The sequence below is a fragment of the Bacillus sp. Bvel1 genome, from assembly GCF_014872755.1.
Classification (GTDB): Bacteria; Bacillota; Bacilli; order Bacillales; family Bacillaceae; genus Bacillus; species Bacillus velezensis.
In genome coordinates this window covers 484,173-503,973 of sequence record NZ_JAAOBZ010000008.1, presented here as the reverse complement: position 1 = coordinate 503,973, position 19,801 = coordinate 484,173, and the positions used below count along the sequence as shown (strand labels likewise).

The 19,801-nt window shown below is 46.5% G+C and carries 17 protein-coding genes; 8 read left to right on the top strand and 9 right to left on the bottom strand.

The window, feature by feature from the left end:
* Positions 1–36: 36 nt before the first annotated feature.
* The 3 genes from HAP68_RS16825 to HAP68_RS16815 are packed head-to-tail and all read right to left on the bottom strand — an operon-like array spanning position 37 to position 3,710.
* On the bottom strand, positions 37–1,170 hold the full coding sequence (locus tag HAP68_RS16825) for a Ger(x)C family spore germination protein (protein ID WP_024085882.1): 1,134 nt from the start codon (positions 1,168–1,170) through the stop codon (positions 37–39).
* Positions 1,160–2,251, bottom strand: coding sequence for a GerAB/ArcD/ProY family transporter (locus HAP68_RS16820; protein ID WP_003151333.1), 1,092 nt, complete (start codon positions 2,249–2,251; stop codon positions 1,160–1,162). Before HAP68_RS16820 ends, HAP68_RS16825 begins: the two co-directional genes overlap by 11 nt.
* Positions 2,241–3,710, bottom strand: coding sequence for a spore germination protein (locus tag HAP68_RS16815; protein WP_003151334.1), 1,470 nt, complete (start codon positions 3,708–3,710; stop codon positions 2,241–2,243). Before HAP68_RS16815 ends, HAP68_RS16820 begins: the two co-directional genes overlap by 11 nt.
* Positions 3,711–4,440: 730 nt before the next feature.
* On the opposite strand from HAP68_RS16815, the gene pgsB reads away from it, so the two are divergent.
* The 5 genes from pgsB (at position 4,441) to HAP68_RS16790 (ending at position 8,808) form a co-directional block, all read left to right on the top strand.
* Entirely contained in the window at positions 4,441–5,622 is a 1,182-nt protein-coding gene (gene pgsB / locus HAP68_RS16810) for a poly-gamma-glutamate synthase PgsB (RefSeq protein WP_003151337.1), read from the top strand.
* A gap of 14 nt (positions 5,623–5,636) precedes the next feature.
* Positions 5,637–6,086, top strand: coding sequence for a poly-gamma-glutamate biosynthesis protein PgsC (gene pgsC, locus HAP68_RS16805; RefSeq protein ID WP_003151340.1), 450 nt, complete (start codon positions 5,637–5,639; stop codon positions 6,084–6,086).
* 18 nt (positions 6,087–6,104) lie between these two features.
* Positions 6,105–7,253: a CapA family protein gene (locus HAP68_RS16800; protein ID WP_017418784.1), complete on the top strand. Its 1,149-nt coding sequence runs from the start codon at positions 6,105–6,107 to the stop codon at positions 7,251–7,253.
* Between the two features lie 7 nt (positions 7,254–7,260).
* The gene (edmS, locus tag HAP68_RS16795; RefSeq protein WP_003151344.1) at positions 7,261–7,422 is read left to right on the top strand and encodes an extrachromosomal elements maintenance protein EdmS; all 162 of its coding nucleotides are present in this window, start codon (positions 7,261–7,263) and stop codon (positions 7,420–7,422) included.
* A gap of 150 nt (positions 7,423–7,572) precedes the next feature.
* A complete protein-coding gene (locus tag HAP68_RS16790; protein WP_024085881.1) occupies positions 7,573–8,808 on the top strand; it encodes a C40 family peptidase in 1,236 nt (411 codons plus the stop codon).
* 38 nt (positions 8,809–8,846) lie between these two features.
* On the opposite strand, the gene HAP68_RS16785 is transcribed toward HAP68_RS16790, so the two are convergent.
* The 3 genes from HAP68_RS16785 to HAP68_RS16775 all read right to left on the bottom strand — a co-directional run bounded on the left by HAP68_RS16785 (position 8,847) and on the right by HAP68_RS16775 (position 11,677).
* The gene (locus HAP68_RS16785; RefSeq protein WP_024085880.1) at positions 8,847–9,572 is read right to left on the bottom strand and encodes a sunset domain-containing protein; all 726 of its coding nucleotides are present in this window, start codon (positions 9,570–9,572) and stop codon (positions 8,847–8,849) included.
* A gap of 106 nt (positions 9,573–9,678) precedes the next feature.
* Complete coding sequence (locus HAP68_RS16780; protein WP_003151347.1) at positions 9,679–10,536, bottom strand: Cof-type HAD-IIB family hydrolase; 858 nt, start codon at positions 10,534–10,536, stop codon at positions 9,679–9,681.
* A 154-nt stretch (positions 10,537–10,690) separates the two neighbouring features.
* The gene (locus HAP68_RS16775; protein WP_003151348.1) at positions 10,691–11,677 is read right to left on the bottom strand and encodes an LCP family protein; all 987 of its coding nucleotides are present in this window, start codon (positions 11,675–11,677) and stop codon (positions 10,691–10,693) included.
* A 304-nt stretch (positions 11,678–11,981) separates the two neighbouring features.
* Here HAP68_RS16775 and HAP68_RS16770 point away from each other — a divergent pair, with 304 nt between their 5' ends.
* Positions 11,982–13,358: a sugar porter family MFS transporter gene (locus HAP68_RS16770; RefSeq protein ID WP_014305946.1), complete on the top strand. Its 1,377-nt coding sequence runs from the start codon at positions 11,982–11,984 to the stop codon at positions 13,356–13,358.
* Between the two features lie 96 nt (positions 13,359–13,454).
* Positions 13,455–14,867, top strand: coding sequence for a bifunctional glycosyltransferase family 2 protein/class I SAM-dependent methyltransferase (locus HAP68_RS16765; protein WP_014305945.1), 1,413 nt, complete (start codon positions 13,455–13,457; stop codon positions 14,865–14,867).
* A 3-nt stretch (positions 14,868–14,870) separates the two neighbouring features.
* Here HAP68_RS16765 and HAP68_RS16760 read toward each other — a convergent pair whose 3' ends face one another.
* Genes HAP68_RS16760 through gerBA form a run of 3 tightly spaced genes read right to left on the bottom strand, consistent with a single transcriptional unit; the run spans position 14,871 to position 18,561 of the window.
* Positions 14,871–16,001 carry a Ger(x)C family spore germination protein gene (locus tag HAP68_RS16760; protein ID WP_014305944.1) on the bottom strand — a complete coding sequence of 377 codons (1,131 nt, stop codon included), beginning with the start codon at positions 15,999–16,001 and terminating at the stop codon, positions 14,871–14,873.
* The gene (locus HAP68_RS16755) at positions 15,998–17,104 is read right to left on the bottom strand and encodes a GerAB/ArcD/ProY family transporter (protein WP_014305943.1); all 1,107 of its coding nucleotides are present in this window, start codon (positions 17,102–17,104) and stop codon (positions 15,998–16,000) included. Before HAP68_RS16755 ends, HAP68_RS16760 begins: the two co-directional genes overlap by 4 nt.
* Before the next feature lie 5 nt (positions 17,105–17,109).
* On the bottom strand, positions 17,110–18,561 hold the full coding sequence (gene gerBA / locus HAP68_RS16750; protein ID WP_003151354.1) for a spore germination protein GerBA: 1,452 nt from the start codon (positions 18,559–18,561) through the stop codon (positions 17,110–17,112).
* A 217-nt stretch (positions 18,562–18,778) separates the two neighbouring features.
* Between gerBA and manA the strand changes: the two genes are divergently transcribed.
* A complete protein-coding gene (gene manA / locus HAP68_RS16745) occupies positions 18,779–19,729 on the top strand; it encodes a mannose-6-phosphate isomerase, class I (RefSeq protein WP_003151356.1) in 951 nt (316 codons plus the stop codon).
* The last annotated feature ends 72 nt before the right edge of the window (positions 19,730–19,801 follow it).

The following is a 19,801-nucleotide window of genomic DNA, read 5'->3' as shown; positions in this document are numbered from 1 at the left end:
TTCGGTTGGCAACAAAAAAAGAGACCGGGGTCTCTTTTAGTTCACGATGCCGATTTGCGAGATATTCACTTTGATATCAGGGATTATCTCGATGGAAGGATAGACCTCACGCCAATTGAGCCGCTTGCCCCGCTCATAATAATGGGTTTGATATTTCCGGCCGATGCCGAGGATATCCGAGTTGTGCTCCTGAATATGGCTGATCACCGATCTGGCCTGGCTGTTCAAATTTGCTGATGCTTGTTTGTTCATTTGGTTGATTGCCGTATAAGAATTCAGCTTGTCCTTCGGATATTCCAAGACGCGTGCGTTCAGCTTTAAACGGATTTTCACTTTTATATGCTGCGGATCTGTATCTATAAATACAATCTTTCGCGTGGCATCCGTGATGCCGAGAGAAAGATAATTTTCAATATCCATTTTGTATTTGTCCCACAGCTTCAGATTAATATTAGCCGATTTATTAAATTGCCCGCTTAAAAGGGTCAGGAGGGTCGAATCCTGACCGAGCACCTCAGTCACTTTCCGCTGGCCGCTGAACAGGGCAGAACCCTCTACCTTTATCGTCTGTCCGTTAATCGATAAATAAGGAAGGGCGAAATCCTTATCAGCCGTCAGCATGCTTGAACGGATGGATTGCAAATTTTCCATGCTGATATTTGATTCCGCATTAGCGCTTGTTAATAAATTCGTTAAATACTTGCTGACGATCAATTTCTGCCGGACGATCAGCTTCAGCACTTCAATCGCCTCGCCGTCTTTTACAACCGCCGGATGAGCGAGAAGCGGACTTTTCGGATCTCTGTAAAAGACATCGAGATAAGGAAAAAGCGGTTTTTCCGCCATTTTCTCACCGATTAATAAGACTCTTTGCTTGGACGTGTCGATGCGCTGGTCGACAAGCTTATCCAATTGAAACCGCGCTTCACGGATGGTGTGCCCGGAAGCGCTGAGCACCGTCGTAATGAATGAGCCGCCCGTTTCCTGTTCCGCCTGGGAGGACTGAACCTTCCGATAGGTAATGCCGATTTTATTTTTACCGTCATGATCAACATCAAGGCTTGCGGTCAGCACGAGAGAAATATCTTTCAACAAATTTTGATCCCAGCAGCCGGCAAGTGTCAGGCTTGCGCACATGAGACTGATAAGAACCGCTTTTTTAATGCGCATGGCGGACACCCTTTTTGCGTACAAGGACAATCAATACCATAAACAACGGAAACAAATACACAAACACAATATCGGAAATGCGGAAAAACTGATCCAGCTGCTGTATCGTTTTATCTGTGCTTGTGGCCCAAATAGACAGAAGGAAGACGAGCAGGGCCAGCGGATAAACAAACCGGCTGTGATCTTTTTGATTGAACAGCTTGGCGATGCCGGTGCTTGCCAAGTAAAACACGTTGGCCAGCGTTGAAAAGACGGTCACGAACCAAAACGTCAAAAAGAGCAGATCCGTCCGTTCGATAATTCTGAATGAAACGGTTTTTAACAGGTACAGCACAGGCTCCGGGATCATTTTTATTTCTTCGGGGCTGATGGTGACAAAGCAAGTAAGAGTGATATACAGGTAATAAAGGATAATCAAGCCGTTTGAAATCGTCAGTATTTTGTAGCGCTGGCTGACGGTGCAGTTGATAAGGGGCCCGATCACAAGCGCCGCCTGAAAGCCGGTAATGCTGACAAGTGTTTGCTGCACCCCGGTAAGCATGTCTTTTGCGGTTCCGTGAAAAATCGGCATAATGTATGTGATATCGGCTTTTCCCAGCGTGTATAAAAGCGGCAGAGAGATCAGCAGCAAAAACGGCGTTAAAATAAAGCTGAACCTCGCGATCGCATTCAGCGGGGCTTGGGCGATATAGACAGAACCGAGAATCAGCATTAAGCTGATCACCCAATTCGGAGTCTGAGGGAGCACCCAGATATCCAATAACCGTGTAAATACAGAAAGAATGAGCGTGCAGAGAAACGCGAAATATAAAATATACAGCACCTGCACCCCTTTGCCGGCAAGTGTTCCGAACACCTCCTCCAGCATTTCATACAGGTTCAGCTTCGGAAACCGGTGAAATAATATCATATACAGGCTGAAGGTAAGCTGGACGAGCAATCCGGTAAGCAGAATGGAAATCCATCCGCTGCTTCCCGATTTCATCATCAGTAAATGGGGCAGCGCCAAAATGCCGATGCTGATCTGCGTCTGATTAATGAAAAACACGCCTTGAAGCCGGCTGATTTTTTTAGGCTTCATCTTTTCTCCACCCCCGAACATGTTTTATCTGCTTTGAATCTTGCGGTCTCAAATAAAAAGGCCTTCTTTTAATAAACCAGGCCGGCAGCCGGATAAATGCATCCTTTAAGTCACTGAAATGAAACGGCGTCAGAGATGATAAATACGGAACGCCGAGGGATTCAAGCTTGCACAGGTTCATCAGAATAAGTCCGAAGCCGAATGCGATGCCGATAAAACCGAACGAGGATGCCAGAAACATAAGCGGAAATCTGAGCGTTCGAATGGACGTGCTCATTTCATATGAAGGAAGCACAAAAGAAGAAACGGCCGTAACGGCCACGACGATAATCATCATATTAGAAATGAGTCCCGCCTGAACGACTGCGTCACCGATCACGAGACCGCCGACAATGCCGATCGTCTGACTGATCGGTTTCGGCAGCCTGATACCGGCTTCGCGGATCAGCTCAATCGTAATCTCCATAATCATGGCCTCTATCAGCGGAGGGAAGGGAATATCAACAATCGAATTTTTCATGGTGATAATCAAATCGTTGGGAATGACTTCAAAATGAAACGCAATCAGCGCGATATAAAAAGCGGGCAGTGTAATCGCGATCATAAAGGCGAAAAATCTCAGCACTCTCAAAAAACTGGCGGAAATCCACCTCGTGCTGTAGTCATCCGGCGATTGAAAAAAGGAAAAGAACGTGATCGGCGCAATCAAGGCCGACGGGCTGCCATCCATCATGATCAGCACACAGCCTTCCATCACGCATGCTTTTGCTTTATCCGGCCGTTCCGTATGAACGATCTGCGGAAAAATGGAAAACGAATTATCTTCTATCGACTCCTCGATAATTCCGGGCGCAAGCACGCTGTCTATACGCAGGTATGACAGGCGCCGCTTCACTTCCTCCACAATCTCCGGATTGGCGATATTCTCAACAAAGATAACCGCAACCTTTGATTTGGCTCTTTCCCCGATATCCATATAATGAACGGAGAGATGGCGGTCCTGTATGTGAAACCGCAGCTGATGAATGTTCGTTTCCAAACTTTCCACAAACCCGTCATGGGCGCCGCGGACGATACTTTCAGATTCGGGTTCCATAATGGAACGCAGCGGATTCTGCCCGACGGAAAACAGCTTCGCTTTCCTTGATGCATCGCTGAGAAAAACAACCTGGCCTGCCAAAATCCCGTCAATGAGTTTTCTGGTTTCATCCGTTTCCGCACTGCTGACGGCATTCATCGTTTCCTCAAGCGGACCGTTCTGCAGGGTGTCGCTTAACAGAAACTCATTCAGCTTCTGTTCTTCTATCATTTGTTCAATATAAAAGAAAGCGGTATGACGGTCCTGCAGTTTGATCCTTCGTATTTTAAAATCACCGCAAACACACATCAGCTCCTGCATTTCCCGTACAGCCGATTCAAAATCGCCGGAAATCCGCTTGTTTTGTTTATCCGCAGACATCAGACCGCCTCCTTTCCCGGTTATTTGTAGTTTTCAGCGGGTATTCCTTTTTTATGCATTTTATAAAATAGAGGAGTTTCTCGACGTTTTACCAAGAACTTCACAATTATGGATGAATATTTCTTGAACGAATATAAAGATTTATTAAAATTATTTCAAAAGAGTGATAAATGTCCTGTAAATGCTTTAAAAGGAGATAGGCTTTCCGCATATAAAATGTGTATTTCTTGTAAACACTCCGGACCCGTCTTTTTCTGTCACGTACCAGTCATTCCGCTAGTTATTTTGAAATGGGACTGAAAGCAGGATGCGGGGGAAAAATGAATGACTTTAAGACCTTATCCTTAACAAAAAAGGCAGTCTGCACACAGCGGACATAGAGTCCCGAAACGTATGCGCAGTGCGGAAAACGCTGATATAACAGGCTGTAAAAGATGGATTATCATTACATCTTTTTCTTCCGGAACGCGTATAGTCCCATTGGTCCAAATGAATTTCTGTGTGGAAATGTAAACGCATACATTTTTCTTTTGAAAAATTGAAGTAAGGTTTAAGTCCTGCCTATTCCCAAAAAAAGCAATTCGATAATAGGAAGAATAGCGTCACTAATAGAGAAGTTTGGCTCAGTGAAAGCGGGAAGATTATGTTACATAATGCCGATTGAGAATTCATAGTGAAGCTATATACTGATGAATGAATTTATCAATACAGAAGGAGATGTCAAAAATCAATGTGGTTACTCATTATAGCCTGTGCTGCCGTACTAATCATCGGAATCATTGAAAAAAGGCGGCATCAGAAGAATATCGATGCTCTGCCAGTACGCGTCAATATTAATGGTATCCGCGGAAAGTCAACCGTAACGAGGCTGACGACCGGAATACTGATGGAGGCGGGCTACAAAACAGTCGGAAAAACGACGGGAACAGATGCAAGGATGATCTATTGGGATACACCTGAGGAGAAACCGATCAAACGGAAACCGCAGGGCCCGAATATCGGCGAGCAAAAAGAAGTAATGAAGGAAACCGTAGAACGGGGCGCCAATGCCATTGTCAGTGAATGTATGGCGGTAAACCCGGATTATCAGATTATCTTTCAGGAAGAACTCCTTCAAGCCAACATCGGCGTCATCGTGAATGTGCTTGAAGACCATATGGATGTCATGGGGCCGACGCTTGATGAGATTGCTGAAGCTTTTACCGCGACGATACCGTATAACGGTCACCTTGTCATTACAGACAGTGAATACACAGACTTCTTTAAAGAAAAAGCCGCAGAGCGGAATACCGAGGTCATTATTGCGGATAACTCTAAAATTACAGATGAATACCTTCGAAAATTTGAATATATGGTCTTTCCTGATAACGCTTCCCTGGCGCTCGGCGTTGCCCAGGCTCTTGGGATAGATGAAGAAACGGCGTTTAAAGGAATGCTGAACGCGCCGCCTGATCCTGGCGCCATGAGAATCCTGCCGCTGCTCAGCACGAAGGAGCCCGGTCATTTCGTAAACGGCTTTGCCGCAAATGATGCATCTTCTACTTTAAATATATGGAAACGTGTAAAGGAAATCGGCTACCCGACAGATGAACCGATCGTCATCATGAACTGCCGCGCCGACCGTGTGGACAGAACGATTCAGTTCGCAAACGACGTGCTTCCGTACATTAAAACGAAGGAACTCATACTCATCGGCGAGACGACAGAACCGATCGTCAGAGCTTATGAAGAAGGCAAGATTCCTGCCGATACACTGCACGATCTGGAATATAAATCAACAGACGAAATCATGGACGTGCTGAAAACAAGAATGCAAAACCGTGTCATATATGGCGTCGGCAATATCCACGGTTCAGCGGAACCATTAATTGAAAAAATCCAAGAGTATAAGGTGAAACAGCTCGTTAGCTAGGAGGAAAAGGATAAATGTTCGGATCAGATTTATACATTTCACTTATTTTAGGCGTGTTAATCAGTTTAATTTTCGCGGAAAAAACAGGTATCGTACCTGCCGGTTTAGTTGTGCCGGGTTATTTAGGGCTCGTATTTAACCAGCCGGTCTTTATTTTACTCGTACTGCTGGTGAGTCTTCTTACATACGTGATCGTCAAATACGGTTTATCCAGATTTATGATATTGTACGGACGCAGAAAATTCGCAGCTATGCTGATAACGGGAATCTGCTTAAAAATCGCCCTTGATTTTCTTTACCCGATCGTACCGTTTGAGATATCAGAATTCCGCGGAATCGGTATCATCGTACCGGGTCTGATCGCCAATACCATTCAGAAACAGGGATTAACGATTACATTCGCCAGCACGCTGTTCTTAAGCGGCGCAACTTTTGCCATTATGTTTGCTTACTACTTAATCTAATGTAAGGTGTGTCAAACGATGAAAAAACAATTAAGCTTTCAAGAAAAACTGCTGAAGCTGACCAAACAGCAGAAAAAGAAGACCAATCTTCACGTTTTTATCGCGCTGCCGATCGTCTTTTGCCTGATGTTCGTCTGCATCCTGACAGGGAAGGCGGAAACGCCGAGTGTGAAAAGAAATGCCGATGACCTTGTATCAGCCTCGTTCGTCGGAGATATTATGATGGGCCGGAATGTCGAGAAAGTGACAAAGCATAAAGGCACGGAGAGTGTCTTCCGTTATGCAAAGCCATTCTTCGAAGCATCCGACTATGTGTCAGGGAACTTTGAAAACCCGGTTACATATAAAAAGAACTACAAAGAAGCAGAAAAAAATATCCACCTTCAGTCAAACAAAGATGCCGTAAAAGTATTGAAGGACATGAATTTCACAGTTCTCACGGCAGCCAACAACCATGCGATGGATTACGGCCCTCAAGGAATGCGGGATACGGTTGAAGAGTTTTCAAAGCAAAATCTTGAACTTGTCGGAGCAGGCCTCACGCTGAAGGAAGCCGAGCAGAACATTTCTTATCAAGATGTAAACGGAATCAAAATCGCAACACTGGGTTTCACTGATGTTTCCGGAAAAGGTTTTGCAGCTAAACGAAATGCGCCGGGTGTGCTTCCGGCCGATCCAGAGCTGTTTATTCCGATGATTTCTAAAGCCAAAAAGAAAGCCGATCTTGTCATTGTTCAAACACACTGGGGACAGGAATACGATAATGATCCGAATGACAGACAGCGCCAATTGGCAAGAGCAATGTCAGATGCCGGAGCGGATATTATCGTCGGACACCATCCGCACGTGCTGGAACCGATCGAAATGTACCACGGCACCGTTATTTTCTACAGCCTGGGCAACTTCGTATTCGACCAGGGGTGGACAAGAACGAGAGACACGGCGCTTGTTCAATATCATCTGCAGAAAAACGGTACGGGACGCTTTGAAGTCACGCCGATGAACATTCATGAAGCAACGCCTGCACCGGTTAAAAAAGGCAGCATCAATCATAAAACGATCGTACGTGAACTGACGAAAGAATCGAATTTCAAGTGGAGCGTCAAGGATGGAAAATTAACGTTTGATGTGGATCACAGCGATATCTTAAAAAAGAAAGCGGAGTGAAAAACAAATGAAAATCATTAAAGCAGGATGGCCGTTTGCCGCGATCATTATGGTGTTTATGTTTATGTCTGCGTTTAAATACAATGATCAGCTCACAGATCAGGAAAAACAAAAAATTGACACGGAAATGCAAAAAATTCAGCAAGAGGACACAGCGGGCGCAAAATAAGCGCATGATTCCGCTTGCCGGCATATTGTTTGTTCCGAATCCAGTAAAGAATGCCCATATCGGGCATTCTTTTTTTGTGTGCTCTCCTAAACATTTGTTAAAAGTTACCGATGTAAAAACTACTAAAAATGAGGAGAGTGAATAGAAAACATGCTCACAAGCTGGAGGAAGTACATCCTTGCCGGCCTTATGATTTGTCTTGTGGCACCTGCAGTAACGAGAACGGAAATTGCCGAAGCGGATTCTCAAGTTTCTGTCCTGATCGTTTCAGACGCGCAAAAACTTGTCGGAAATAAATATGTTTACGGAGGCGAAGAGCCTGAGGACGGTTTTGACCCGTCCGGATTGATGCATTATCTTTTCAGCAGGCAGAACATCCATCTGCCGAGAACGGTCAGTGATCAATGGAAAGTCGGAGCCGCCGTCAAAGAAAATGACCTTTTACCGGGAGATCTTGTGTTTTTCAAAAAGTCGGATTCAACACAAAACGCGCCCGTCCATGACGGTCTTTATATCGGAAACGGAGAGATGATACACAGTTCTCCGTCAGAAGGCGTAACCGTCACACGCTTTCAAAAAAGCAGTTATTGGATGAATTTATATCTTGGCGCAAAGCGGATGACAAAAGATCCGGAACTGGCTGATGATCCGATCGTTCAGGAGGCAGCCCGTTACCTCGACATTCCGTATGTATTCGGCGGAAGCACGCCTGAGGCGGGATTCGACTGTTCGGGGCTGGTCCAATATGTTTTTGAAAACAAGCTTCACATTTACCTGCCGAGATCTGCGGAACAGCAGTGGCTGGTCGGTGAGAAAATCAAACTGAGCGACATAAAGCCCGGGGACGTGATTTATTTCAGCGACACGTATAAAAAAGGAATTTCCCATGCGGGCATTTATGCGGGAGAGGGAAGGTTCATCCAAGCAAGCCGCTCCGAAAAAGTCACTATTTCTTACTTGGCGGAAGATTATTGGAAAAAACATTTCACAGGGGTGCGCCGATTCAGCAATTTAGCCATTTCTAAAGACAATCCCGTTGTATCCACAGCGGCCGATCATATCGGAATTTCTTATCTGAAAGGCGGCGCTTCACCGGAAGCCGGCTTTGATACGGCGGGATTTGTTCAATACATCTATCAAAAAGCGAAAGGAATCAGCCTGCCGCGTTATGCCGACAAGCAGATGCAGGCGGGCGTTCCGGTCGATAAACAAGATCTGAAGCCCGGCGATCTGGTCTTCTTTAAAGCGGAAAGCCTGAATCCGGCCATTTATATCGGGAACGGACAAGTGATTCATGTCACCGTGTCCGCAGGTGTTACCATAACAAATATGAACACAAGCGCTTATTGGAAGGACAAATATGCGGGCGGCATCCGGCTTCCGTAAAAAAAGACGTCAGAGAGTGTCTCTGACGTCTTTTTCTTTTACCGTTTCGGCGCTCTGTATCCGGCCGCTTCCGCTTCTTCTACAGAACAGAACATTTCCGCGGGATCTGTCGTCCGGTCGTAGTATGTACTTCCCGGCGTGTGATAAATGCCGTTCCGGCTGCCTTTAATGTCGCATCCCTGTGAGGTGCCGGCTGCTTTCGTTTCGGCATGTCCTCCGGAGGAAGAGGCGTTGTTTTGCGCCGTTTCCGCATTTTCGGATGTTTTTGTTTCTGCTTTCTGCCGCTTTAAAGTTTTATTTTCTGACTGAAGCGTTTCAGCGGTCTTTTCGAGCTTCTTTTGTGAATTTTTTAATTTCTCATTGTCTTGTTTGAGTGATTTGTTTGTTTTTTTCAGCTCGCTTATCTCTTGGCTGAGTTTGCTGAGTTTGTCTTCATTGCCGGCTTCAGCTTCGGATTTCTCCTTTTCGGCTGCGGCACTGATGCTTTCATATTTTTTCTCAAGCGCCTGGTGTTCCTTCGTCAATTTTTGATAAGCCGTATCAAGGGTGCTGTATTTCTCCTCTGCCTTCACGGCCGAGGCGTCCGGCTCTGCGAGGGATGCACTGGTCAGAAGCAGGATAAATCCGCCGATGAGAAGAGGCCAAAACAGCTTTTTTAAAAAATGTTTTTCTTTTTTTGCCGCTTTGCATATGAGATGAAAAATTCCGTATCCGACTGCGCAGAGAAAAGCTAAAAATCCTATAATAGCGATTGCATTCGACATCATGAAACTCCTTTTTTCTTTATCTTACAATTTATTTTCAATTTTGGAAATTCCTTTTTTAGAAAACATGAAAAAGCCAGGCCGTGAAAGACCTGACTTTTACCTTTTATTGCCCATTGTCGAGAAGCCGGTTGATGAAATATGCGACGCCGTTTTCATCGTTGCTTTTTGTAATATAGGTGCTTTTTTCTTTCAGTTCATCAATCGCATTGCCCATAGCGATGCGGTTTCCCGCTGCTTCAAACATGGAGAAATCATTCGGGCTGTCGCCGATGGCGTAAATATCCTGTTTTTCAATTCCGTACAGTGAGGCAAGCTCCGTCAGAGCACGTCCCTTTCCGGAACCGGCAGGGAGGATTTCGATAATGTGTTTTCCGGAAGATGTCTGGGATAATTTCCGATGATGTGTAATTTCTTCTTTGGCGTTTCTCAGTTTTTCCATATCAAAAGAGAAACAAAGAAGCTTGTAAACATGTTCGTCTCCGTTAAAAATCGCCTGTATATCCTGTACGGGTTTAATGCCGAATTGTTTGAACTGCGTCTTTGCGCCCTCCCATAATGTCTGAATATCTTCCTTAGGATTGGCGCTTTTCAGAATGTCCAGTTCTGCCTGCAGTTTGGACTCGCCGTCAAACGGGGACAGCAGATGATCATCTGTATAGACCTCAAAGTAAATGTCTTTGTCCGTTAAATAAGCGGCGATATCCTTCCCGGCCTGCTGATCCATTAAGAGCCGGCTGACGAGGCGGTATCCTTTGTCATGGACTGTCCCGCCGTTTGCCGCAATGATCGGAATATCCAAATCCTTCAAGAGCGCTTTTACATCAAACGTGGCTCTGCCCGTGCAGATGGCCACGAGTATACCCGCTTCATCCGCTCTTTGTAAAGCCGCTCTGTTTTCCGGAGAAATCACACTGTCCGAATTCAGTAATGTGCCGTCTAAGTCAATGGCTATCAATTTCATATGTATGGATGCCCTCCTTAAAAATAAAGCTGCTTCATGTAGTATGTTCAGCTTTGTGCGAAATCAGCAGAAAGCCGTCAGTTAAAAGGCTATACCTTCATGTCCTTTTTTTCAACAGAAAAACGGCGGGATTTGCTAATCCCGCCGTGACATCTTACGCGTCTAAATCATTTTTTAATTTCGTTTTTACTTCTTGAAGGTTTTCCTCATTCAGCTTGAAGTAATAAATATTTTTGCCGTACTGAGGAGTGTAAATGTAGCTGTCTGAACCTGTCAGCTGCAAAGAATTCACCGATTTCAGCGATGTGATAAACGGGAACAGACCGATGGCGTCATTAAGAGATAAGTTCATTTTCAAGTTTTTCCCTAAGCTGTCGACGATATCGTCATAAGATGGGATCGAGCTTAACGATTTAGATTTTTTAATAATGGCGCTCAGCACTTCCATCTGTCTTTGTCCGCGCATCAGATCGGTGTCCGCTTTGCGTGTTCTTACATAAGCCAGTGCCTGCTCACCGTCAAGCGTCTGGACGCCCGGCTTCAGCACGACTTTTCCTTTTGTATCGACTTTAATACGATCGGCAATTTTCTGGCTTTTCACATTTACCGTAACGCCGTTCAACTCATTGACGACATCGCGGAACGCGTCGAAGTTGCTCTCAACCACATAATCTACCGGAATATCAAACATGTTTTCTACTGTTTTATAAGTTAAATTATAACCGCCGTAAGCATGTGCGTGCGCGAATTTGTCATAGCCGTGTCCCGGGATGTTGACATAGGAATCCCGCGGAATGCTGAGCATCGTCGCTGTTTTCTTTTTCCGGTTGAAGGTGACGAGCACGTTGGCGTCACTTCTTGCGTCATCTACTGATTCACCCTTATTGTCACGGGCGTCTATTCCTAAAAGCAATACGGTGAAAGAATCCTTCTTCGGGTCAAATTCTTTGATCCGTTTTACGGACTGGTCGCCGCGGTCAAGGCTGACGTGCGCTTCTTTGGTCGCATTATTCAATTTCACAAATGCGTAGGTGCCGACGGAACCGGCGATCACCAATAAGAAAGCGGCGAATACCAGTACAAATTTCACCCATTTTCTGAGGCGTCTTTTCTTTTTTCTGCGTTGAGATCGTTCTTCCATATCATTACCTCTCGTTTCTATTCTTTGTGAAGCGTACCATAATTGTTGACTCGGAGCAACTCTGCAAATGAGAAAATTCTAAATCTTTCTCTCTATTTCGACAACATCTACTGTTATTTTTGCATCAGGTTCACATTATATTGGACGGCAGGAAGCGGGAAATGTTTCGTCGCTTTGTGAAAAATAATCAGTAAAATAATGGATATTAACGGTGCGGAAGGTTTGAAACGATCGGAAACAGGCAAAAGAAGCAGTAGAACAATTCCGCGCGGATACAGCGTTGGATGAAGGGAGTCTATATAACATGAAAAGCATACACTCGAATAAATGGCTCTATTTTTTCGGCGCTCTCGGGGGCGCGTTATACGGATATGATACCGGAGTCATTTCCGGAGCTATTTTATTTATGAAAAAAGAACTGGGACTGAACGCCTTTACAGAAGGCCTCGTCGTCAGTTCGTTATTGGCGGGGGCGATTCTCGGATCGGGATTCGCCGGCAAACTGACCGACCGGTTCGGCAGGCGGAAGGCCATCATGGGAGCGGCGCTGCTGTTTTGTATAGGCGGATTAGGAGTCGCTTTTGCCCCGAATACAGAGGTGATGGTTCTTTTCCGGATTATTCTCGGACTGGCTGTCGGAACATCGACAACGATCGTCCCGCTCTATTTATCGGAGCTGGCTCCGAAGCATAAACGGGGGGCGCTTTCTTCGCTGAATCAGCTGATGATTACGGTCGGAATCCTCGTTTCTTATATCGTGAACTATATATTTGCCGATGCAGGCGCTTGGCGCTGGATGCTTGGACTTGCGGTTGTGCCGTCAGTCATTCTGCTGATCGGAATCTTATTTATGCCGGAAAGCCCGCGCTGGCTGTTTACGATCGGCAAAGAAGAGAAAGCAAGAGAAATCCTTTCATCATTGCGGGGAACGAAGAATATTGATGATGAGATTGATCAGATGAAAGAAGCGGAAAAGGAAAACGAAGGCGGCTTGAAAGAATTGTTTGAGCCGTGGGTGAGACCCGCGCTGATTGCCGGCCTCGGACTTGCCTTTTTGCAGCAATTCATCGGGACAAATACAATTATTTATTACGCACCGAAAACATTTACCAGTGTCGGGTTCGGCAATTCCGCGTCTATATTGGGAACGGTCGGAATCGGCGCCGTCAATGTCATCATGACGCTTGCGGCTATTAAAGTCATTGATAAGATCGGCCGGAAGCCGCTGCTGCTGGCCGGAAATGCGGGCATGGTCATCAGTCTGCTCGTATTGGCCGCGGTCAATCTTTTCTTTGAACATTCAGCAGCCGCATCATGGACAACGGTGATTTGTTTAGGCCTGTTTATCATTGTGTTTGCGGTCAGCTGGGGGCCTGCCGTGTGGGTCATGCTTCCTGAATTATTCCCGCTGCATGTCCGGGGTATCGGGACGGGTGTCTCCACTTTGATGCTGCATGCCGGAACATTGATTGTCTCATTAACCTATCCGATGTTAATGGAAGCAGTCGGCATCAGCTATTTATTTCTCATTTATGCCGCTATCGGAATAATGGCATTCCTGTTCGTCCGGTTTAAAGTGACCGAGACGAAGGGGAAAAGCCTTGAAGAAATTGAGCAGGATCTGAAAAGCCGTAACGGAGGCTCGGGATCAGAATCAAATCGGCGGACAGTTCATCCGTAATATTCAGTTTTAGGGGGGCGGTTATTCACCGGCCCCTCAAAACGGATGCGTGCGGGCGCCCGCACGGTCACATAAATGACGGGGATATGTCATACGTTGTATAAAGTCACGATAAAGGCGGGGATGCCGGTGAAAACGAGTATTATTATCCTTACATATAATGAACTTGAGCTGACGAAAAAATGTCTGGCCAGCATTGAACGATACACCGACAAAGATAAGATTGAACTGATTATAGTTGACAACGGTTCCTCAGACGGAACGAGAGAATACATATCAAATCTGCCTGACGTCAAAGTCATCCTTAATGAAAAAAACCTCGGGTTCGCCAAGGGGTGCAACCAGGGAATCGAAGCGGCAGGGGGAGAAAATCTGCTGTTCCTGAACAACGATACGATGGTCACGAAAAATTGGCTCACCTCCATGCTGAGGGTGCTGTATCAATCTGAAAAAACCGGTATGGTCGGGCCCGTCAGCAACTATGTCAGCGGCGCGCAAATGATCCATGACGCGTATCAATCGCTTGATGAGCTGGAGTCATTCGCGGAGGCGTATTGTGCACGGGAAAAGCATCAAACAAAGCGGGTGCTGCGCCTTGTCGGCTTCTGTCTTCTGGTGAAAAAAAGCGTCATTGAAGACATCGGCCCGTTTGATGAGCAATTCGGATACGGTTCTTTTGAAGATGATGACCTATGTCTGCGCGCCCTGCAAAAAGGATACAGCCTGCACATCGCTCTCGATGCCTTTGTGCATCACCACGGCCATGCGACGTTTACGGCTAATCAGGATATCAATATCAATCAGTTATATTCGGAGAACCGCCAGCGTTTTACGGAAAAATGGGGCACTGATTTTACGTACTTTACTCATCCGAGACCGGAAATTGCGGAGCTCGTTCCCCGGGAGGCGAAACGGATACTTGATGTCGGCTGCGGTGCGGGAGCTACGGGGCTGGAACTTCAAAACAGACAGCCTTGCGAACTGTACGGAATAGAACTGCACCCGCTGGCGGCGCAAGCGGCAAAAGGACATTATGAAGCGGTGCTGCAGGAAGATGTCGAAAAAGTGAAGCTGCCTTATCCGGAAGGCTTTTTTGATTGCATCATTTTCGCGGACATCCTTGAGCACTTAAAAGACCCGTGGCGCGTCATTGAAACGTACTCATCCTATTTGTCGCCTGCCGGATCAATCGTTTGCAGCATTCCGAATATTTCCCACGCCGAAGCGCTGTTCCCGCTGCTGCTCGGGGACTGGACATACAGAGACGCCGGGATTCTCGACCGCACCCACTTGCGGTTTTTTACGCCGCAGACGGTGCGCACGCTCTTTCCGGAAGAGACATTTGACGTGAAAAAGCAGTCCTATACGTATGTTCACGTGGATGAGCGGGTGCAGCTGTTTTTACAGGAAATCACACGAATGGCGCAATCGATGCAATTTCCGGTGACACAGCTGCCCGAACAAAGCCGGATTTATCAGATTCTCCTTCGTGTCGAAAAAACACGCTGAAGGCTACCGCCCCATCGTTCCGAAGTTGGTAATCTGAATGGAAACATCATAGTCAAAGGCCGCTTCGGAGAAGGTTTCATCCCAGTGATGCTTCACTTTCTTCCAATAGTCGGGATATTGAATGCGGACTCTGTCAGAAAAGAAGACAGGGTCCGTTTCATATTGATTCTGCAGCTTATCGATGACTTCTTTCATATCGCTTTTCAGTTTTTTTTCGAAAATCTTTTCCAGCCCGTTTAAATAGTGCTGATCGAATGAATCTTCTCCGGCATATTGATCCTCTGACAAAAGTCCTTTTGTTTTCACCGCTACGTGAAATGACAGCTTCCCGTTTTTCAGCAGGGGGGTGATGGAGGATGTTGATTTTTTGATCTCGAAGGTAATCGGGTGCCCTCCTTTATCCAAAGCGGGCAGCACGCCGCCCTGTATCGTCCCCGTCAGCCAATTCAGGCTTTGTACTTCGTATGATGACAGAAAGCCTGCCAATCTGTTTTGTTTTCCGTTTTTGATAATGGCCGCTCCGTCATACACCGTTTTTCCTTTTTGATTGCTGACGGCCTGAATGAGAAAACTGAGTTTATTATGGCAGTAAATCGAAGCTCTCCCGATTCGGAGCGGTTTTAAAATCTTCCCGTTGTAGCCGCCGTTGTTCGTAAGGTCGATCAGCTTTTCTGCGGGCATGGGCTGCTGCTGATTCGGCGTCGGCTCTGTCAGAATATCGGACGCTTTGCCTCTCGCCGCGAAGAGATAGCTGCTCCGCCTTAATTCATCATCGCGGATAAAATGATTCATCATCTGCAGTATATTTTGGTCGGCCAGCAATTTGTCGCTGAATATCAGCACTTTTAAATGATCGCTGTAAACGGGCGGATCTTTTAAAGCGACTTCACTGACGGCTTCAAGAATGGTATCCCCCCGCGTCGTCACATTGACAAACACGGGCCGGCCGGAAGCCTGGCTGTTTTCACTTTGGGGCAGCAGGTTTTGATAGGTTAATTTATATCGGCGGTCACTCGTCTCGTCTATCGCCAGCCCCCGGGCGAAAGATAGCTTTTCGACTTCCTTCGCGTCCCAGCACCCTGAAAGCGTCATCAGTATGAAAAGCGCCGCCGCCCATTTTACGAAATGTGTCATGACGTCTGTTTCCTCCCGGCTATTTTTTTCATCCAGCTGACAAACCAGATGAGAAAAGGAATCATAATGACGGCAAAAAACGCATATCCGAGAATATTCGCGAATGCAAACACACTGTTGATATCATCAGGGTACATTGAAAGGCCGAATGTCACTGCCAATAAGCCCCCCAGCAGCCAGGCATTGTTTTTATTTTTCAGTCTGAAAATGGTGTTTAACCCGAGATGCGCTCCTTTAAAAGAACCGAGCATACAGGTGAACTGCTGGCATGTCCACGTAATTAAAAGAAAGATATCAAACCTTTCGATGAAAATACCGCGGATTTCCAAGGCGTGAATCAGGGAAATGGTCGGATATGTCACCGTTTTGGCTTCAGCGATCGACATACAGCCGATTACGACAAGCAGCGTAAAGCTGTAAAATAAGCCTGCGCATGCGATGCCGAAGACGGCAGCCTTTTTCGCCTGCTTCGGATTTTTCATAAACGGCACCAGATAAAGAATCACCTCAAGTCCTGAAAAATACAGAAGGGTACGCGGAAACAGCTCAAAAAAGCTTTTGTAGCCTCCTTCCATGACCGGGCGGATGAAATCCAGTTTAAACAGTCTCAGGCTGAATATGAGCAGCGTAATCAGAATGACGATCGCAATCGGAAAGAGATAAGCATAGAGTTTTGAAATGGGATACACCCCGCCGGTCACATGGTAGATGCCGACCGCCAGAAAGATGAATATGACGACACCCATCGGCGTATTTTTCAGTAAAAAGTAATTGATGACCTCACCGAGAAAACGGGCTTGAAAACAGACGGTGACGACAAAATAACAGCTGATGAATAAATTAAGAAGAGAACCGATGGCGCGTCCCATAATGCTTTGATTCAGCTCATAAATGGTTTCCCCGCTGTTTTTCTGCAAAAATGGCATAAAGAGCAGGACGATGCCGATAAACACGAGACTCTGCACAAGAATAATGATCCATCCGCTCGGACTGTCCGCTGCTGCGGCGGAGCGCGGCAGTGTTAACACGCCCGCTCCGATCATTGTTCCGCTTACCATGAGAAGTGTCTGCATAAACGACAGCTTGTCTTCCGGTTTTTTCATGGTGATCACCTTTGCTTGATTTTATCTTTCGTCTCTTTTCTGGTCGGCCGTTTTTTCAAAAGAGGCGTCGGCAGTCTGACGATCGTATCTTTTAAGTCCTGTCCCGGCTGCGCCATGATCGGAATAAGATAGTCCTGGCCGAAGCTTTTCAGGCGCATCAGATGGCCGACGACAAGCAGATAACACATGATCAGTCCGTATAAACCTAATATCGCCGACAAAATCATCGAAAAAATACGGATGAGTCTCAGCGGAAAATTGAACGCATAGGAGGGCGCCGTAAAAGAAGCCAATGCCGTAACGGATACGATAATGACCATCATCGCGCTGACGATGTTCGCCTGAACGGCGGCCTGCCCGATCACCACGCCCCCGATCAGGCCGATCGTCTGTCCGATCGGCTTCGGCAGCCTGAGTCCGGCTTCTCTGATCATCTCAATCGTAAAAATCATAATAAACGCTTCAACAAAAGGGGGAAACGGAACATTCAATCTGCTTCCGGCAATCGTCACCGCCATTCTCGTCGGCAAAAGCCCCGTGTGAAACGTAACGAGCGATATGTAAAGGCCGGGTAAATAAATCGTGATTAAAATGCATGTATACCGAAGCAGCCTGAGAAAGTTAACCGGAACCCACCGCTGATTATAATCGTCAGGTGAGTGGATAAATTCATCAATGGTAGCCGGCACCAAAAGGGTAAAAGGCGTTCCGTCTACAAGAATGGAGACCCTTCCTTCCAAAAGAGCGCCCATAACCCGGTCGGGCCGTTCGGTCGTCAAGACGGTCGGGAAAATGGAATACGTGTTATCTTCAATAAGCTGCTCGATCGTTCCTGATTCCGGAATGTCATCAATGGTGATCGAATCCAGTCTTTTCATCACTTCTTTTACAACATCATCAGGCGCAATATCCCGAATGTAGGCAACGGCGATCCGCTTTTTTGTCCGTTCGCCGAGTGTGATCTCTTTGATCTGGAGGTTGGGATCACCGGACTGCTCGCGCAAAAGCGCCGTATTCGTTCGGAGCTTTTCGACAAAACCTATCCTAGGTCCCCGTTCAAGCACTTCTGAAGCCGGTTCTTCAATATCACGCATTTTAAATGTTTCCGTTTCAAACGAAAGGGCTTCCTCCCATCCCTCCGCCAGCAAAACCGATTTGCCGGAAAAAATGTCTGCCTCCGCGTCCTTAAGTGAAGAAAGCCGGGTGTGACGATAGCCGAAAGAGATGGATGACGGCGGTATTTCAGCCGGTTCCTCTTGATGCAGGGCGGCCGCCTGCACGGGCGAAATAATATATTCCGCAAGCAATTGATTGTCGGTCAGTCCGTCTATATATATAAGGCAGGCGTCACATTTGCCGTTTCCGTACGTAAACGAATAAAACATCATGTCATCGCTTTGGCCGATCCGTTTTTTCAGCGCTTCAAGGTTTTTGCCGAGCTCCGCATGTATCGTCATAATGTTCCCCCCTTTCCATCAGTTATTTTAATTTGCGACAAACAAGGCATTTTATTCTGGAATAGGAAATGACTGAGCATTCCGCCCCATCCGAATGGTATAATGAGCAGGTCAGCCATTTTATACATATTGTTTTTAACCGCGGCTCCCTCCGTGTTTTAAAAAAGACACAGGGGGAATGGGATATGAGCCGCTTTTTAAGGGGAGGGGAACGAACATGACGCAAGAGCCGATTTTTCTACAGCCTGTATGTAAAGAAAAAATATGGGGCGGCACGTTATTACGCGAACGATTCGGATATGACATACCTTCAGAAACAACCGGCGAATGCTGGGCGATATCAGCCCATCCGCACGGAATGAGCACGGTCAAAAGCGGTCCGTATCAAGGGAAAACCTTGATGGACCTGTGGGATCAGCATAGAGAGTTATTCGGCGGAACGGAAGGGGACCGGTTTCCGCTGCTGACGAAAATACTGGACGCCAAACATCATCTGTCCGTTAAAGTCCATCCTGACGATTATGACGCCGAGGAGCATGGACAGGGCGAAACGGGGAAATCTGAGTGCTGGTACATTATTGACTGTAAAGAAAATGCGGAAATCATATATGGTCATACGGCCCGTTCGAAAGCGGAACTTGTCACCATGATTAACAGCGGTGACTGGGAAGGCCTGCTGCGCCGCGTGAAGATCAAACCCGGCGATTTTTATTATGTGCCGAGCGGAACCATCCATGCCATTTGCGCCGGGGCGCTCGTGCTGGAAATACAGCAGAATTCAGACGCCGCCTACCGGATATATGATTACGGGCGTACAGATCAAAACGGCGGTGCGCGTGAGCTGCATATCCGCGATGCCGTCAACGCCGCCACCGTTCCTCATGTGGACGGATTTTTGGATGAATCAACTGAAACGAGAAAAGGCATCACCATTAAAACCTTTGTGCAGGGAGAATATTTTTCTGTATACAAATGGGATATCAGCGGGACGGCGGAAATGACCCAGGACGCTCCGTTTATGTTATGCAGCGTCACAGAAGGAAGCGGCTCCATCATCTTTGAAGGCAAGTCCGCCAAGCTTGAAAAAGGCGCGCATTTCATACTGCCGGATCAGATGCCTGACTTTACGATAAACGGAGATTGCACGATCATCGTTTCTCATATATAAAACCAAACTTAATCCCAGCTCTGGGATTAAGTTTTTTTTATTTGGATAATTGGATGATTTCTCTCTGTAAAA

Bases quoted from the DNA above. Each gene is read 5' to 3' on its own strand.
- HAP68_RS16825 (WP_024085882.1), bottom strand. From the start codon at position 1,170: ATGCGCATTAAAAAAGCGGTTCTTATCAGTCTCATGTGCGCAAGCCTG.
- HAP68_RS16820 (WP_003151333.1), bottom strand. From the start codon at position 2,251: ATGAAGCCTAAAAAAATCAGCCGGCTTCAAGGCGTGTTTTTCATTAAT.
- HAP68_RS16815 (WP_003151334.1), bottom strand. From the start codon at position 3,710: ATGTCTGCGGATAAACAAAACAAGCGGATTTCCGGCGATTTTGAATCG.
- pgsB (WP_003151337.1), top strand. From the start codon at position 4,441: ATGTGGTTACTCATTATAGCCTGTGCTGCCGTACTAATCATCGGAATC.
- pgsC (WP_003151340.1), top strand. From the start codon at position 5,637: ATGTTCGGATCAGATTTATACATTTCACTTATTTTAGGCGTGTTAATC.
- HAP68_RS16800 (WP_017418784.1), top strand. From the start codon at position 6,105: ATGAAAAAACAATTAAGCTTTCAAGAAAAACTGCTGAAGCTGACCAAA.
- edmS (WP_003151344.1), top strand. From the start codon at position 7,261: ATGAAAATCATTAAAGCAGGATGGCCGTTTGCCGCGATCATTATGGTG.
- HAP68_RS16790 (WP_024085881.1), top strand. From the start codon at position 7,573: ATGCTCACAAGCTGGAGGAAGTACATCCTTGCCGGCCTTATGATTTGT.
- HAP68_RS16785 (WP_024085880.1), bottom strand. From the start codon at position 9,572: ATGTCGAATGCAATCGCTATTATAGGATTTTTAGCTTTTCTCTGCGCA.
- HAP68_RS16780 (WP_003151347.1), bottom strand. From the start codon at position 10,536: ATGAAATTGATAGCCATTGACTTAGACGGCACATTACTGAATTCGGAC.
- HAP68_RS16775 (WP_003151348.1), bottom strand. From the start codon at position 11,677: ATGGAAGAACGATCTCAACGCAGAAAAAAGAAAAGACGCCTCAGAAAA.
- HAP68_RS16770 (WP_014305946.1), top strand. From the start codon at position 11,982: ATGAAAAGCATACACTCGAATAAATGGCTCTATTTTTTCGGCGCTCTC.
- HAP68_RS16760 (WP_014305944.1), bottom strand. From the start codon at position 16,001: ATGACACATTTCGTAAAATGGGCGGCGGCGCTTTTCATACTGATGACG.
- HAP68_RS16755 (WP_014305943.1), bottom strand. From the start codon at position 17,104: ATGAAAAAACCGGAAGACAAGCTGTCGTTTATGCAGACACTTCTCATG.
- gerBA (WP_003151354.1), bottom strand. From the start codon at position 18,561: ATGACGATACATGCGGAGCTCGGCAAAAACCTTGAAGCGCTGAAAAAA.
- manA (WP_003151356.1), top strand. From the start codon at position 18,779: ATGACGCAAGAGCCGATTTTTCTACAGCCTGTATGTAAAGAAAAAATA.